14 protein-coding genes are annotated in these 14673 nt (G+C 41.0%); 6 read left to right on the forward strand and 8 right to left on the reverse strand.

Going from position 1 to position 14673, the window contains the following annotated elements:
• Nucleotides 1-7: 7 nt before the first annotated feature.
• The gene (locus MKZ09_RS01265) at nucleotides 8-1156 is read right to left on the reverse strand and encodes a hypothetical protein (protein WP_179089587.1); all 1149 of its coding nucleotides are present in this window, start codon (nucleotides 1154-1156) and stop codon (nucleotides 8-10) included.
• Nucleotides 1122-1772, reverse strand: a complete 651-nt coding sequence (locus MKZ09_RS01270; protein ID WP_076135409.1) for an N-formylglutamate amidohydrolase — start codon at nucleotides 1770-1772, stop codon at nucleotides 1122-1124. The genes MKZ09_RS01265 and MKZ09_RS01270 overlap by 35 nt, the downstream gene beginning before the upstream one ends.
• Before the next feature lie 332 nt (nucleotides 1773-2104).
• Between MKZ09_RS01270 and MKZ09_RS01275 the strand changes: the two genes are divergently transcribed.
• The 5 genes from MKZ09_RS01275 to MKZ09_RS34315 all read left to right on the forward strand — a co-directional run bounded on the left by MKZ09_RS01275 (nucleotide 2105) and on the right by MKZ09_RS34315 (nucleotide 6883).
• A complete protein-coding gene (locus tag MKZ09_RS01275) occupies nucleotides 2105-3487 on the forward strand; it encodes an ABC transporter substrate-binding protein (RefSeq protein WP_076107314.1) in 1383 nt (460 codons plus the stop codon).
• A gap of 160 nt (nucleotides 3488-3647) precedes the next feature.
• A complete protein-coding gene (locus MKZ09_RS01280) occupies nucleotides 3648-4490 on the forward strand; it encodes a carbohydrate ABC transporter permease (RefSeq protein ID WP_036687240.1) in 843 nt (280 codons plus the stop codon).
• Nucleotides 4490-5323 (forward strand): carbohydrate ABC transporter permease, encoded by an 834-nt coding sequence (locus tag MKZ09_RS01285; RefSeq protein WP_076126965.1) that lies wholly within the window; start codon nucleotides 4490-4492, stop codon nucleotides 5321-5323. The genes MKZ09_RS01280 and MKZ09_RS01285 overlap by 1 nt, the downstream gene beginning before the upstream one ends.
• Before the next feature lie 164 nt (nucleotides 5324-5487).
• Entirely contained in the window at nucleotides 5488-6519 is a 1032-nt protein-coding gene (locus MKZ09_RS01290; RefSeq protein ID WP_076135411.1) for a LacI family DNA-binding transcriptional regulator, read from the forward strand.
• An 88-nt stretch (nucleotides 6520-6607) separates the two neighbouring features.
• The gene (locus MKZ09_RS34315) at nucleotides 6608-6883 is read left to right on the forward strand and encodes an ArsR/SmtB family transcription factor (RefSeq protein ID WP_367946839.1); all 276 of its coding nucleotides are present in this window, start codon (nucleotides 6608-6610) and stop codon (nucleotides 6881-6883) included.
• Between the two features lie 30 nt (nucleotides 6884-6913).
• Here MKZ09_RS34315 and MKZ09_RS01295 read toward each other — a convergent pair whose 3' ends face one another.
• From MKZ09_RS01295 to udk, 5 genes are all read right to left on the reverse strand, one after another.
• Nucleotides 6914-7144 carry a hypothetical protein gene (locus MKZ09_RS01295; protein WP_256715120.1) on the reverse strand — a complete coding sequence of 77 codons (231 nt, stop codon included), beginning with the start codon at nucleotides 7142-7144 and terminating at the stop codon, nucleotides 6914-6916.
• Nucleotides 7145-7321: 177 nt separating this feature from the next.
• Nucleotides 7322-8521 (reverse strand): Ger(x)C family spore germination protein, encoded by a 1200-nt coding sequence (locus MKZ09_RS01300; RefSeq protein ID WP_076206105.1) that lies wholly within the window; start codon nucleotides 8519-8521, stop codon nucleotides 7322-7324.
• A 50-nt stretch (nucleotides 8522-8571) separates the two neighbouring features.
• Entirely contained in the window at nucleotides 8572-9684 is a 1113-nt protein-coding gene (locus MKZ09_RS01305) for a GerAB/ArcD/ProY family transporter (protein ID WP_076135416.1), read from the reverse strand.
• Nucleotides 9685-9732: 48 nt separating this feature from the next.
• The gene (locus MKZ09_RS01310; RefSeq protein ID WP_076206108.1) at nucleotides 9733-11325 is read right to left on the reverse strand and encodes a spore germination protein; all 1593 of its coding nucleotides are present in this window, start codon (nucleotides 11323-11325) and stop codon (nucleotides 9733-9735) included.
• A gap of 146 nt (nucleotides 11326-11471) precedes the next feature.
• Nucleotides 11472-12098 (reverse strand): uridine kinase, encoded by a 627-nt coding sequence (gene udk / locus MKZ09_RS01315; RefSeq protein ID WP_036687251.1) that lies wholly within the window; start codon nucleotides 12096-12098, stop codon nucleotides 11472-11474.
• Nucleotides 12099-12255: 157 nt separating this feature from the next.
• On the opposite strand from udk, the gene MKZ09_RS01320 reads away from it, so the two are divergent.
• Nucleotides 12256-13356: a threonine aldolase family protein gene (locus MKZ09_RS01320; protein ID WP_076206110.1), complete on the forward strand. Its 1101-nt coding sequence runs from the start codon at nucleotides 12256-12258 to the stop codon at nucleotides 13354-13356.
• Here the strand turns inward: MKZ09_RS01320 and MKZ09_RS01325 are convergent.
• Nucleotides 13342-14658 (reverse strand): glycosyltransferase family 2 protein, encoded by a 1317-nt coding sequence (locus tag MKZ09_RS01325; protein WP_076135422.1) that lies wholly within the window; start codon nucleotides 14656-14658, stop codon nucleotides 13342-13344. The two genes, MKZ09_RS01320 and MKZ09_RS01325, sit on opposite strands and share 15 nt — an antisense overlap.
• Nucleotides 14659-14673: the final 15 nt, after the last annotated feature.

Consider the following 14673-nt stretch of genomic DNA (forward strand, 5'->3'; position numbering starts at 1 on the left):
CCTCCATTTAATTAATTTTGGCGCGTTCCTCAGATAGTGTTGTGTAGATGATAATCGGAAGTAACACAAGAGAAATGATGACGGTCAGAGCGATGCTCCAGTTCAAATCTTTATATAGCTGTACTATGGTGAACAACAAAGCGATAACAGGTAAGACCAGTTTGTTTAAGTGCTTTAGGAATAAGGAGTACATACTTCTTTTTACGGTAACTGATGCGCCGATGCTTGGGATTTCTAACTCGTTACGCGATAAGGCGGTGATCCCGATAAATAAGTGGCTGTCGATAAATTTAAGCTGCTCATTATCCGCATGTAGCTTGATCGACTGGGCAATATGCTCCGTATCGATGTCTAAGATGGGGATGGTGATTTGTTTTGAATTATAGGTGATCACGATCTGATCTGTTTCTTCCATGCCTAGCAGTTTTCTAACATTCGGATGAATTCTGCATAAATTCTGGTGCTCATCAAAAGGGTAAGGATGGCCCACTCTGAGGGTGAGCTCTCTTTTGCCGATAAAAAAGTTCCCTAATGCACTTAAGGGCCGTTGGATCAGTTGATTTATAAGTTTATGTATGCCTGGCTTGGGTTGAGAACGCGTCCTAGCGCGAGTAATGATTAATGGGTCATGCCCCTCGGAATGGGTTTCCAGCAATAACATGATGTATCTGTTGAAGTAAAGGGTATTCGGTTTGGCTGTGCTATCTTCTCGTAAAGTTAGGTTTACCCGAAAGCCATTTTTGGGATTGATAAGTTCTACTTGATTCGTATATTTACGGACGAGTGCTGGACAGGCTTTTACATAGGGTTTGGCAATCTCGTCCACTTTAGGAATTCCCCGAAGAACTGTGTCGTATTCTGGCTTCGTTATAGTTAATCCTGTAGTGAGGCAGTCCCCAAGCTTGTCCTTTGCCCGCTTGGATAATTGGATTGAACCTCTTGGCACCTCATCTGCCGATAAAATTAAACAGCTGACTTTCACACCATTCTCTGCTGTAAGATCAACGAAGATATGCTGGACTAAACCTAATTCCTTTAACTCTTCAGAGTTCATTGTGATTTCTTCACGAGGTTGAAGGCTTTGTTTGTCTAGAATAGTAAAGGTTTGCTCGATAATAATGTCAGACACCGCCCAATAGTTTAATGATTTGTTCAAGGGAATGAATGGTTTTTTGGAATAAATCAAACGCATTCGGGTTACGATAATTTCGATTAATTTCAATTTGAATACTTTGAACTAACAATTCTTTAGCGCAATATGAAGTAATCGTTCCAGGATGGGATGCGGAAAATGTATGATTTTGTCGAACTTTGGTAATACCATTATTGTTAAAGATGCCTACGACGTCATTTAAATTATTTTCTCGTATAGAGGTTCCGTACAGAGTCCCTAGATCAATATCAAACTCTCGAAGTTTGGAAGCCCCGTGCAGATCGATCACAAACTGAATGCGATGTTCTTTGACAAGCGCTCGTAGCGCAGCCTTATATTCTCCGCCTAAGATGTAATTTGGGTCTTCTTTGGAGAAGCTATTTGAATAAATACAGTAGCAATTAGTGAGCTTTTGTAACAAGAGGGCAAGGGAGCCTGTATACATGTCAGCTGGTTTTACAGCATGTTCTCGAAAATGGTTAATGGCATGTGGAGCTGAGACAAGTACAGGAAGGGAGCCTTCTACAATTGAGTAGGAGGGATCTACCCCGATATCGCCAAAATAATTATTATTGGAGAATTGTAGCTCATACTGTTCGATCAGAGATAAAATATGCAATCACCTATTCATAGTTATTTAATGGGTCTTAACCATTAGTATGTCCTAAGCATTCACCATTCATGAATAAGGATGATCCTATTATAACGCTTGCAAGGTTTGCCGTGGGCAGTTTTTCCATAAAATGATTCTAAAAGATTGGCTATTGAAAAGTTCAAAATGGTGTGCTAATATTTCAATTGAAAACGTTACCGATAAGGATACCGATAAGGATACCAAAAAGTGGGCTGGGGATTACTTAAGCAAATGAAAACGCTGACATAATTTTCACTAACAGCATCGGAACGTCTTCATGCGAGGTAATCTAATAAAAAGTACGAGGGGGAAGAAGAATGAAGAATATCAAAAAATATTTAGGGCTCATGTTAGTAATGTCTATGGTTGTTGTCTTAGCGGCAGGATGTGGGAATAAAGAAAATAATTCTGCATCCAATGATGGAAACGCTACATCTGGTAAAAAAGGGTCAGTTTATTTCTTGAACTTCAAACCTGAGATTGCAGAAATATATGAAAAGATCGCTAAGGATTACGAAGCAGAAACAGGAGTTAAGGTAAAAGTTGTAACAGCTGCTGCGGGTACTTACGAAACTAAATTGAAATCCGAAATCTCCAAGTCTGAAGCGCCAACTATTTTCCAAATTAACGGACCTGTTGGTTTTCAATCCTGGAAAGACTACACCTTGGATTTGAAAGATACTAAGCTTTACAGCTATCTGTCCGACAAAAGCTTGGCTGTAACTGAAGGTGAAGGTGTGTATGGTATCCCTTACGTAGTTGAAGGATACGGCATCATCTACAACGACGCAATTATGAAGAAATACTTCGCTTTGGCTGATAAAGCGGTATCGATCTCCTCCACAACTGAGATCAATAACTTCGACACTTTGAAAGCAGTAGTAGAAGATATGACGGCTAAAAAAGACCAACTGGGCATTAAAGGTGTATTCGCCTCCACTTCCCTCGCTGCTGGTGAGCAATGGAGATGGCAGACTCACCTTGCAAACTTGCCGCTGTATTATGAATTCAAAGACAATACTGAGTTTGATAACACCGTTCTTGCGGGTCTAGCTTCTAAAGAAGTTGAATTCAAATACAACGATAAATTTAAAAACATCTTCGATCTGTATATCAAGAACTCTGTAACTAAAGAATCCTTGCTGGGTAGTAAATCCGTAGCTGACTCCATGGCTGAATTTGCACTTGGTAACGCAGCTATGGTTCAAAATGGTAACTGGGCTTGGTCACAAATCAACGATGTTGACGGTAACGTAGTTAAAGCTGAAGAAATCAAATTCTTGCCTATTTATACAGGTATGGAAGGCGAAGAAAAACAAGGTCTGGCTGTAGGTACAGAAAACTATTTCGCAATCAACAGCAAAGTATCTGCTGAGAACCAACAAGCTTCTATCGCTTTCTTGGAATGGTTGTTCTCCAGTGAAAAAGGTAAAGCTTATGTAACTAACGATCTGGGTTTCATCGCTCCATTCAATACCTTTAAAGACAGTGAAAAACCAGCAGACCCACTTGCTAAAGAAGTATCTGCTTGGATGGAAAAAGATCTTACTTCTGTAGCTTGGACATTCGCAGCATTCCCAAGTGAAGAATTCAAAAACGTTTTTGGTGATGCCCTCTTGCAATACGCTCAAGGAAACAAAACTTGGGATGAAGTTGTAACCATCTTCAAGGACACTTGGAAGGCTGAAAAAGCAAAATAATAAATGTATGGAAAGATGCTTGAATAACACTCAGTTGTCATACAGATAAAAGCTTAGTGCCACTGGGCTCCCTCGGGATTCAGTGGCACTAAGCAACAATTGGAGTGGATCTTGCTACATCTGTTTCATCATTTTCCATACTGAGATAGGAGAAGACTCCATGGAAAAATCGATAAAAAAATATTTTGCTCTTTTTGCATTACCGACCATAATAGCCTTTGGAATTGCCTTTGTGATCCCTTTTCTGTTGGGTATATATTTGTCTTTTACAGAGTTTACTACAGTCAATGATGCAACATGGATAGGGTTTGGCAATTACGCTAAAGCTTTTTCGAATCAAGAGTTTCTAAATGCATTAGGTTTCACTGTTAAATTCACAGTTTTATCTGTTCTTACTATTAATGTGTTCGCCTTCATCTTGGCGATGTTGTTAACTAGAAAGCTAAAAGGTACCAACGTATTTAGAACGATCTTCTTTATGCCTAACTTGATAGGCGGTATCGTATTAGGATACATCTGGCAGTTGATTTTTAATGGGATTTTGTACAAATTCGGTGTCACTTTGACCTCTGATGCAACGTATGGATTTTGGGGACTAATCGTTCTTATGAATTGGCAATTGATAGGGTACATGATGATTATCTATGTTGCAGGTATTCAGAATGTTCCTAAAGATATAGTAGAAGCCGCAAGAATTGATGGAGCTTCACGTTCTAAGATTTTGCGTAATGTGACTATTCCACTCGTAATGCCGTCCATTACTATTTGTTTATTCTTAACCTTATCCAATTCATTTAAATTGTTTGACCAGAACTTAGCGTTAACCGCTGGTGCTCCTTCTAAGCAGACCTCCATGTTAGCACTGGACATCTACAATACATTCTACGGAAAATCAGGATGGGAAGGTGTCGGTCAAGCGAAAGCCGTCGTATTCTTTGCTTTAGTAGCCTTAATCGCCTTAATACAACTTGTCATTACTAGAAGAAAGGAGGTTGAGAACTAATGCAAAAGACTAGAGCAAAAGATTACTCCATATTCACCATTTTGTTGGTCTTGGCCATTGCGTTCTTATCTCCTATTTTTATTGTTCTGATGAACTCCTTCAAGGGTAAGTTCTACATTAGTGATACGCCGTTCTTATTCCCTAATGAGACTACATTTGTTGGTTTAAAGAACTATACTAGTGGTGCAGCAAAGATTGATTTCTTCAGTGCCTTCGGAATGTCCTTGTTTATCACGGTATGCTCGGTGGCTGTGATCGTGTTATTTACTTCCATGACTGCATGGTACATTACCCGGGTGAAGTCCAAATTCACAGGTATGATGTATTATGCGTTTGTATTCTCGATGATCGTGCCTTTCCAAATGGTTATGTTCACAATGACTAAGACTGCAAACGTGCTGCATCTCGACAATCCGATTGGGATTATCTTAATCTATTTAGGGTTTGGATCAGGGCTGTCTGTGTTTATGTTTAGCGGATTTGTGAAGTCTATCCCGCTTGAAGTTGAAGAAGCGGTAATGATTGATGGCTGTAATCCACCTCAGGCCTTCTTTAAAGTGGTATTGCCCATCCTGAAACCTATTGCTGTAACTGTAGCTATCCTTAATGTAATGTGGGTATGGAACGACTTCCTATTGCCAGACCTGCTGATTGGTACAGAGTATAAAACGATTCCTATTGCGATCCAGTACTTAAAAGGTGGATACGGATCGATTGACATGGGAGCTATGATGGCGATGCTGGTCTTAGCTATTGTGCCAATCATCATTTTCTACCTGACTTGTCAAAAGTACATCATCGAAGGTGTCGTTGCAGGTGCGGTTAAGGGTTAAGCTTGATCTACCTCGTTAAATAAATTAATATTCATGTAAGAAGCGAGTAGGGTGTTTTTCTTGATGGGTGACCATCAGGAATCCCCTGCTTTCTTATTTTGACTATGAAGTTGAATAAGGATTAAGGAGTTTGATAGATACTAACAAGTAAAGGATAGATAGAAATGGAGAGACTGACTATTATAGACATCGCCAAATTATGCGGTGTTGGCGTGACTACTGTATCAAGGGCTATTAACAATCATCCGGATATTAACGAAGAAACAAAAGCTATGGTTATGAGGGTTATCAAGGAAAATCATTATGTCCCGAACAACAGTGCAAGAAATTTAAAACGTTCTGATTCGAAAACGATTGCAGTATTGATTAAAGGGATATCCAATCCATTTTTTAGCCCGATGATCAAAGTGTTCGAAAAAGAGATCCAACGCAAGAAATACTCCTTCATCCTACAACGAGTTGATGAGAATCAAGATGAGATCGAAGTGGCGATTGAGCTGGAGAAAGAAAAACGGTTGAAGGGAATTGTCTTTTTAGGAGGGCTATTCTCACACTCTCAAGAGAAATTACAGCAATTAACGGTTCCATTTGTCCTTAGTACGATTGGGATGACGGAAGAGTTTGATTTGAGCGACTATTCTTCTGTATCTGTCGATGACTTTAATGAGAGTTATAAAATTGTCGACTATTTATGTAATCAGGGGCATGAGAAAATTGCGGTCATTACTGCACCAGAAGAAGATGTAAGTATCGGTAAGTTAAGATATGAAGGTTATAAAAAGGCTTTAGCTGATCATGGAATCACTTATAATGAACGGTTAGTGCGGCGGATGAAAGAAGATATCGACAGTTACAGCATGGAGAATGGGTATGCGGTTACAAAAGAATTGCTAGAGTTAGGAGAAGAGTTCACCGCTATTTTCACCTTATCAGATAGTATGGCTATCGGCGCCTGTAAGGCGATATTTGAAGCGGGCAAGCGAGTCCCGGAAGATTACTCTGTAGCTGGTTATGACGGACTGGATATTTCTTTCTATTATAATCCTTCTATTACTACCATCAAACAGCCGGTAGTGGAGATTGCGGAAGCAACGATTAAGATTCTTTTTGATCTCATCAATAAGAAGGTTAATCATGCGCATCAGATTTTTCCGGCAGAATTAATTGTTAGAGAATCTACGAGGTCTTTATTGTAGTTTCAACAAGTGAGTATGTTTAAGTTTATTTACGAATCGGGGTGGGGAGATAGAACCGCAAGAGATTAAACCTAACGATATCAACAGCATCACACGGTTTCTCACCGCATTTGGTGATCCTACTCGGATTCGGATTGTTACGTTATTAGGGAATAAAGGTCGGCTGAATGTTGGGGAAATTGCAGGTGAATTCGAAATAAGCAGGCCAGCGATTTCACATCATCTCAAAATCCTACGGGATGCCCGCATTGTTGACCATAAAAAGAGAGGCCAGGAAGTCTATTACTGGCTGGCGCGTGAACGGCTAGCAACAAACTTTAGGGCGCTTGCTGATTTGGCAACGTCGTTTAATCATGGGGACTAAGCCATCTCAAGGGAATGGTTCAGTCCCATTTTAGGATAACCAGGCATTTACCAGCTCGGAGACGGGTTTATAGATAAATATCATCCATCCCAGTGGGTTAGAGAACGAAATATGTAACGCATTAATAAGGCTGAAGAAAGTTCCCAGCAACAGAAGAAATGAGAAAATCCACATCTCCTTGATTAATTTTTTCCTCCACATAAGGGGAACTTCAATGGCTGCTATAATGGCTACAACTATGAGAATCACTACTATACCCAATATTCACAACCTCCCAAACCATTTAGTTTCGAGATATTAAGTCTTTACTCAGTGCTCTTCTGAACATTACTGCAATTTCGCTGTAATAAGTGTAATTTGGTTAACACTCGATACTCTTTCAATTTTAATAGTTGGGCGCCTTGCGATGTTATACATGGTTTTGTTGACTCCAATTCATCACTTCGTCTCTTCTAGGAAAGAGTTAGTCACTTTCCCTAACAGGCGAATCTTAATATCCATTTTTATACTTATTGGAAGGTTAACAAAGGTCTCATCCCAATTGTTTCGCAGTTTCTTCCACGCCTGCGGGTTAGAACGATGGATGATTTGGCCGAATCCAAAAATATCGCTTTTGTATTCATTCTGTACCTTTTTAATAGTAGTTTTGAATAAATTCTGGACTTTTTTATTGGCGATTTGTTCTAATTCGGTGATAGTTTTTGTGTCTGTCAGTTCAAGATTTCTACACTGAACCTCTCCTATATCTGATTCTATATGTTGCTCAATACTGATTTCTGGTTTGTCACTATGGATGCTGCCTATCATTTTGGAACGGGCTTTAAATACATCAAGCGAAATCTTTTTACCTTCGGGACATTGGATATAGAAAACAGTGCTCTCAACTTTATTGGTTAAATAGTTATACACTTTTGATTCCTCAGGATTTAGCCAACCAATCAATTTGTCCTCCTTGAATACGGCCAATCCGGAGTATTTCAATTCTGTTGGAGAGTCTACCGTTTCAACATTATTCGGAGTTTCTCCTACATCTACACTCCCCTCGATGACAACACCTGTTAAGACTGGATTCTTACCCCTACTCACAAGTTCTGTAATTAGTGTTCCTAATGTCACAGTAGATGTAGGTGCCCAATTTTTCTCCGAGCTTTCCAGACTGAAAAACAATCGCACGGCAGGAATCTTTTCAAGACTGGTTAATATTTTCAACGCATCTTCTGCCTTTGCATCCTTTGCTACCACTATAAAATAATCATTTCGTGTATCGGTATCTCTTGACATGAAATCAAGAACATCACTAATTCCCTCTTTCGCCAAATCCTCGCCAAGGACTAGGATTCGTAAATGAGAGATATAAATTTTACGTGGACTAACGGTTGTGATTTTCCTAAGGGCTTCATATACGGTATGCCCCGTCGCTTTGTAAAGGTTGACTGGTGCCTGAGGAGAGCCTCCCTTTGAGCCAGCGATTTGACTGGGTAAGACCACTTGTGCAGAAACTTGATATTGATCTCCAATTTTATCGATACCTATTCCTACAGCAATCGCAAGATCATTTAATTCTCGGCGGCTCCAGCAACCTGTTACAAATATTTGCATGAGAATAAGAACACAAATCAGAAGCGATCTTCGTTTCATGGTTTAATCCTCCGTTAGATCTTTCGGTATTCATGACTCCCAGCCCATCTTTAGCTTCTAGATTTTAAGCCTTTGCTCAGTGCCCTTCGAAACATCCCCACACCTAACAACACCAAGGGTAGAAATAACCCGAAGGTTATAACATAGTACACCCAATAATTATCGAATACTTTGTTGTAATAGGTGTAATTTGGCGCAATAATAGGTGCTAGTGTAACCAAAATTAATCCTGTGGGTAGAGTTAGGACTCGGTACTCTTTTAGTTTGAATAATTGAGACAACCCCAGAACGAAAGCGTAGAAGTATAAGGTAACTTCTATAAACAAGGTTAACATCCAAAGTAGTGCTATCATGGCTTCCACACGCTCGAAGAAACCACCAACGGATATGCGCCTTGCAATGTTATAACTGGGATAGATATCCCTGGTTGTCAGATCCGGACCCAGCACTAATATGGAAATAGTGATTGTCAGGAAGATAATAATACCGCCTAAGAAACAGCCCTGTAATAAGCCTTTGGTTATCTTTTGTTGTTGGTGTACATAAGGGAGAAACATTAGAAAAACAACCGGTTCTAAAAAGGTGTAAGCCGTAATGGAAATAGACCCTCTCACCACTGGTTTTATGCCATCCTCCAATATGGGCAGTAATCGGACAATCTCCATCTGAGGAATAATTGCGACCGTCAGAATCAGAAATAGGATAATAATCATAGGTGTAAAGATCTCTCCAGCTCGTCCTATGACTTCAATACCTAGTCGTGTAGCCATAATCACGATCATCATGAATAAGATTAAAACAGCCGGAATAGGGGTTCTCGGTAATATTTCGGATGTAACGAACTCACTGAGTTCTCGCATGCTTCCAACGGTGACGATAAGAAAATACATTAAGGTCAAAAGCGATAGAATAGTCCCAATCCATTTTCCAAAAGCCTTTTGAATCGCCTCAATAAGCGTTAGTTTGGGGTACAACTTTGCGAACTTGCTGTACATATAGATGGCTAGTAAACCTACGATCATGCCAATTAATGCGGAAATCCAGGCATTTTGTCTGGCGTAGTGTGTAGTGGAAGGGGGGATTACGAGAATGGAGTCCCCGATCGTAAGGAACATAACCAGTATGGTAAGCTGGCGAGTACTTATTTTACCTTTTTCGAGCATGGCTTTGTTCACTCCAATTTATCACTTCATAGGTCAAGGTTTCAGGGGCTATTCCTCTGTGAGATCTCCCGGTTTTTCCGGTGGTGTGCTCTTTTCCCGAACGATATTTTTTTTATTGATTAGCTTAGGGCGGGTAAACATAGCCCAATGCGGCATTCGAAAAAAGGTGTCCTTTTGATCGGCGAGATTATAGGGAGCAAACGGGCTCAAATAAGGAACGCCAAAGGAACGTAAGCTGCACATATGAAGAACTATCGCAATAACCCCGATGATGATTCCGAACAAACCAAAAGATGCAGCAAGGAACATCATCGGGAAACGGAGCATTCTGATGGTCAGGGCAAGATCGAAGGATGGCAGCACAAAGCTGGAGATAGCAGTAATAGCGACGACAATAAGCATGGCAGCAGAAACAATGCCGGCATCAACTGCCGCTGTCCCAATCACCAGGGTGCCTACAATGGATACAGATTGGGCTATGGTTTGAGGCATTCGTACACTCGCTTCCCTTATAATCTCGAAGGCAAGCTCCATTAAGAGTGCTTCAATAAAGGCTGGAAGCGGTACGCCCTCCCGTTGTGCGGCTAGACTGATCAGCAGGGTTGTGGGCAGCATCTCCTGATGAAAGGTAGTAATAGCTACATACAAAGATGGGGCTAGTAGTGAAATGAAAATACTGAAGTATCTAAGCATCCGTACTAAGGTGCTGACATCGGCACGTTGATAATAATCTTCCGCTGTCTGCATGAAGGAAACGAATAAGGTAGGCACCGTCATTACTATAGGAGTCCCATCTACTAATATGGCTACTTTTCCTTCCATAAGAGCAGCAGCTATAACGTCAGGACGTTCCGTATGATGGATGGTTGGAAATGGGGTATAGGTTTCATCCTCAATTAATTCTTCGATATAGCCACTTTCCAGGATACCGTCAATGTCGATCCGATCTAAACGTGAGTGTACTTCTTGCAGAATCTCATCACTAACAATGCCATTGATGTACATGAGGGCTACGTCTGTCTGTGTTACACGTCCAATTTGCTGTGTTTCTAACCAAAGATTGGGGTCTTTTATTTTCCGCCGGATTAATGCGGTATTCGTGCGTAAGCTTTCTGTGAAGGCTTCCTTTGGTCCACGAATCACCGTTTCAGTGGCACTTTCCGTTACGCCACGGTCTTTCCAGTCACGCATGCCTATGGTGAACCCTTTGGTATATCCATTGAGTAAGAGGATCACATCTCCGGATAATAGAGAGGTGAATAAAGAATTGAACGCCGTCGCATCTTTAATATCCCCTACAGTGAGCATGTGATCTTTTAATAATTGATAGTTGGCTGTTTGTGTATCAAGATTTGGATCTGGAAGTTCTAAGATTAGGGATTCCAGAATGAAATCCTGAATAGCTTTACTATCCGCCAATCCATCTGTATAGAAAATAGCTGCTTTAATCTGGTGTTTGGAACCAATAAAGAATTCTCTAATCACAAGATCTGTACTATTGCCGAGTGTTGTTTTTATATATTGAATATTATCTTGAAGTTTTTCTTTAATAGGTTCCTTAGGTAATTCTTTAGTGGGGTTGGGGTGCCCTAATGAAGGGTTCTTAAAAACTTTTGTTATTGTTCTGTTCAGAAATCCCATTGTTGTTATCCCTCTTCCGCTGGTGCTGTAAATATAGCTATTACCATAATGAGGGGGGATTATTCTAAACCATGGATGGGTTCATACACACCAAAAAAGCCGCAGAGAGATTCTCTGCGGCTAGCTAGAAGCGCTTAATTAAGACTTTAAGACGTCCAATCGTTATATAGATGCTTCTCTGTTAGGATAGACAACAACTGAATACCAACCTCATTATGGCCACCTTCAGGGATGATCAGGTCAGCGTATTTTTTGGATGGCTCGATAAACGCTTCATGCATGGGTTTAACTGTACTCAAATATTGATGATGAATCGACTGGATGCTCCGTCCACGTTCTTCAATATCTCTAAGGACCCGGCGGAGAATACGTACATCAGGATCGGCATCTACGAATACCTTGATGTCGAGCATTTCACGGAGATTCTCGTCAGAAAGGACGTGGAGTCCCTCAATGATTACAATATTGTTTGGCTTCAGCTCTACCGTCTCTGTAGTGGAGCGGGCATGGACTGTAAAGTCGTACACGGGAGCGAATGCGGTCTGTTCTTCGCGCAGAGATTTAAGATGCTCAATGAGCAGCTCGTTATCGAAAGCGAAAGGATGATCGTAATTAATGGATTCACGTTCAGCAAAGCTGAGATGTGAGTGATCCTTATAGTAGTTATCTTGAGATATGAAAGTTACCTTTCCCGTTCCAAGACGGTCAATGACGGAGCGGGCTACGGTTGTTTTTCCCGAGCCGGTGCCGCCGGCGATACCAATAATGAGCATGTGATTCAATAACCCTCCCTAAGATTGCCGTTGCAATTCCAATATTGTAGCACAGCGCTCATGTTTTTTCACCTTAGATCGGGTAAAATTAAGATGGGATTTTTGGAAATTCGTCTATATTAGGGACAAGGCAAATCCGGAAGGGGTTATCCAACGAATGAACGAAATAAAAACCGTACAAGAGGCTTTTAATGAAACGGCCTATCGAATCGCAGGGAATGGGAATAGAGATGTGCAAGTGTTGAAGGAAGCCTTGGCAGCCGTAGAGAACAGTACGGCATCTGATATCTATGGAACGGGCGAAGTGATTGAAGATTTCCAGACGAAAATGGCGAATATCCTGGGCAAAGAAACCGCGGTTTTCTTTCCTAGCGGAACGATGGCGCAGCAAATCGCTTTAAGAATCTGGTGCGATGAAAAAGAGGTGAAAAAAGTAGCCTATCATCCCTTATGCCACTTGGAGATCCATGAGCAGGATGGCATGAAGGAATTACATCATATTGAGCCTGTCTTGCTTGCGGATAAGGACCGATTAATCACTTTGGAGGATGTGGCGAATCTAAAGGAGGATATCGCTTGTCTGTTGCTGGAATTACCCCAGCGCGAGATTGGTGGTCAGCTGCCAGAGTACACGGAGCTTGAAGCCATTTCTGCTCATTGCCGTGCACGGGGCATTAAATTGCATTTGGATGGGGCGAGATTATTTGAGATTCTTCCGTATTACGGGAAGTCAGCAGCTGAAATCTCTGCACTCTTTGATAGTGTGTATATATCCTTTTATAAAGGAATTGGAGGAATCGCCGGGGCAATTCTTGCAGGCAGCGAAGACTTTACGAAGCAATCAAAGATATGGAAACGGCGGCATGGTGGAGACTTAATCAGCTTATATCCGTACATCATTTCTTCTGATTATTATTTCCGGCAAAGAGAGGGCAAAATGCAGCAGTATTATGAAGGCGCGAAGGAGCTTGCTGCTTGGGTTAACCAATGTCACGACGTAACCACTCTGCCCGCTCAGCCTGTCTCCAATATGTTTCACATGCATTTTCAAATGTCTAAGGAACAAATTGAACCGATTCTGTCAGCGGTGTATGAGGCGACAGGAATCGGTTTAAGCGCGGGAATAAGAGCTACCGGGGAACATACTTCTTATTGCGAGATCAGCATTGGAGACAAGTATGCCGACATCCCAAAAGAAAAGCTTAGAGAGTTATTTCTGCTGCTCGATAAGCTAATGAGCGAATCATCTGCCGAGTAGCGTACGGAGTAAGGAGATTCGTAATAATTGTTTTTTAATAAGCTTCATGCGAAACTCATTTTTTAATTGATTGTAGATCAGCGGGCAATGGTTAAGCGCCCAATGGTACATGAATTTAAAGTCTGTAGCATCTTTTGCAGAATTTAATAAATAGTATGAGATCGTATCGTAAGCATTATGGTTGAACCATTCCGTCATTTCCTGTGCGTTATATCCATATTTCTGCACGGCCATATTCTTAATGAGTTTCTTTTCTTCCAGATTCTCAATTAAGAATCCTTGGCTCAGATTAAAGGTGATATTGTTCCCGTGTATTCTGTACACGCCGGCAATCACATCAATGAAGCCCGCATCACCTACCAGCAGGGAACGCAAATAGATGGAAGCATCGTTGACCATATTCATATCTAGGATATCCATAGCCATTAAGGCCTCTCTTTTAAAGACAGTAGTTAAAGTAGAGGCGGGTTTTGGGTATCCTTTTTTCTCGAAATTCATGAAATAATCGCGTTTCTTAATAATGCTGCTAAGCTGCAGATTGGAGATTTTTAGTTGTTTGGCTTTGGAATACTCCAGGAACACATTCGCAGCTACAAATGAAATTTCGGGATGAAGGAGATGGAAGCGGACCGCTTTACTGAAATAATTCATGTCGATCAGATAATCATCATCATCGAGAAAAAGAACATATTCCCCATCACCATGTGCAGCGAAAGCTTTTCGGCGATTATTTCCAGGTCCGCTATTGGTAGCATTGCGCATGTAAATGACCCGTGGCTCCGCCCCAAAGTGTTGCTGCATTAACTCTTCCGTGCCATCTGTAGAACAATCATCAATCACTGTAATCTCTTTATTGGGGTAGTCCTGCATTAAGATACTTTGGATCGCTTGATATAGGAATGCTTTTCTATTGTAGGTAGTGATAATGACACTGATCTTGGGGGAGTCGGCTAAGGACTGGACCGTTGGATAGGAAATTTCCGTATCCGAAATGCGGCTTTCCATTTTAACCAACCCCTGAATTAAACCTGCGATATCACTGGCAACAATGTTGAATTGTTCAGATAAATAGAATTTCAAGGTATCCTCTGAAGCCCTCCCCGTGAGATAAGCATGAATAACCTCAGATAAGGTTTCCAGATAAGGTTTGATTTGTACATTTTGTTCTTGATCTATGATCTGGCGGCATCTTTGCAATAGTTCTGTATCATCTATTTGGATGGTGGGTGAATGGTTTATTTCATCATTTAGGTCATTTAAAAAGACGTAACAGGCTTGCTGCAAAACCTCGCTATGATCCATTTCCAGTCCTCCTGT

This window comes from Paenibacillus sp. FSL R5-0908 (assembly GCF_038006245.1).
Lineage (GTDB): Bacteria > Bacillota > Bacilli > Paenibacillales > Paenibacillaceae > Paenibacillus_AQ > Paenibacillus_AQ odorifer.

What these genes read in the sequence shown, in the direction of transcription:
- MKZ09_RS01275 (WP_076107314.1), top strand. Translation starts at nt 2,105, where the DNA reads ATGAAGAATATCAAAAAATATTTAGGGCTCATGTTAGTAATGTCTATG.
- MKZ09_RS01280 (WP_036687240.1), top strand. Translation starts at nt 3,648, where the DNA reads ATGGAAAAATCGATAAAAAAATATTTTGCTCTTTTTGCATTACCGACC.
- MKZ09_RS01285 (WP_076126965.1), top strand. Translation starts at nt 4,490, where the DNA reads ATGCAAAAGACTAGAGCAAAAGATTACTCCATATTCACCATTTTGTTG.
- MKZ09_RS01290 (WP_076135411.1), top strand. Translation starts at nt 5,488, where the DNA reads ATGGAGAGACTGACTATTATAGACATCGCCAAATTATGCGGTGTTGGC.
- MKZ09_RS01300 (WP_076206105.1), bottom strand. Translation starts at nt 8,521, where the DNA reads ATGAAACGAAGATCGCTTCTGATTTGTGTTCTTATTCTCATGCAAATA.
- MKZ09_RS01305 (WP_076135416.1), bottom strand. Translation starts at nt 9,684, where the DNA reads ATGCTCGAAAAAGGTAAAATAAGTACTCGCCAGCTTACCATACTGGTT.
- MKZ09_RS01310 (WP_076206108.1), bottom strand. Translation starts at nt 11,325, where the DNA reads ATGGGATTTCTGAACAGAACAATAACAAAAGTTTTTAAGAACCCTTCA.
- udk (WP_036687251.1), bottom strand. Translation starts at nt 12,098, where the DNA reads ATGCTCATTATTGGTATCGCCGGCGGCACCGGCTCGGGAAAAACAACC.
- MKZ09_RS01320 (WP_076206110.1), top strand. Translation starts at nt 12,256, where the DNA reads ATGAACGAAATAAAAACCGTACAAGAGGCTTTTAATGAAACGGCCTAT.
- MKZ09_RS01325 (WP_076135422.1), bottom strand. Translation starts at nt 14,658, where the DNA reads ATGGATCATAGCGAGGTTTTGCAGCAAGCCTGTTACGTCTTTTTAAAT.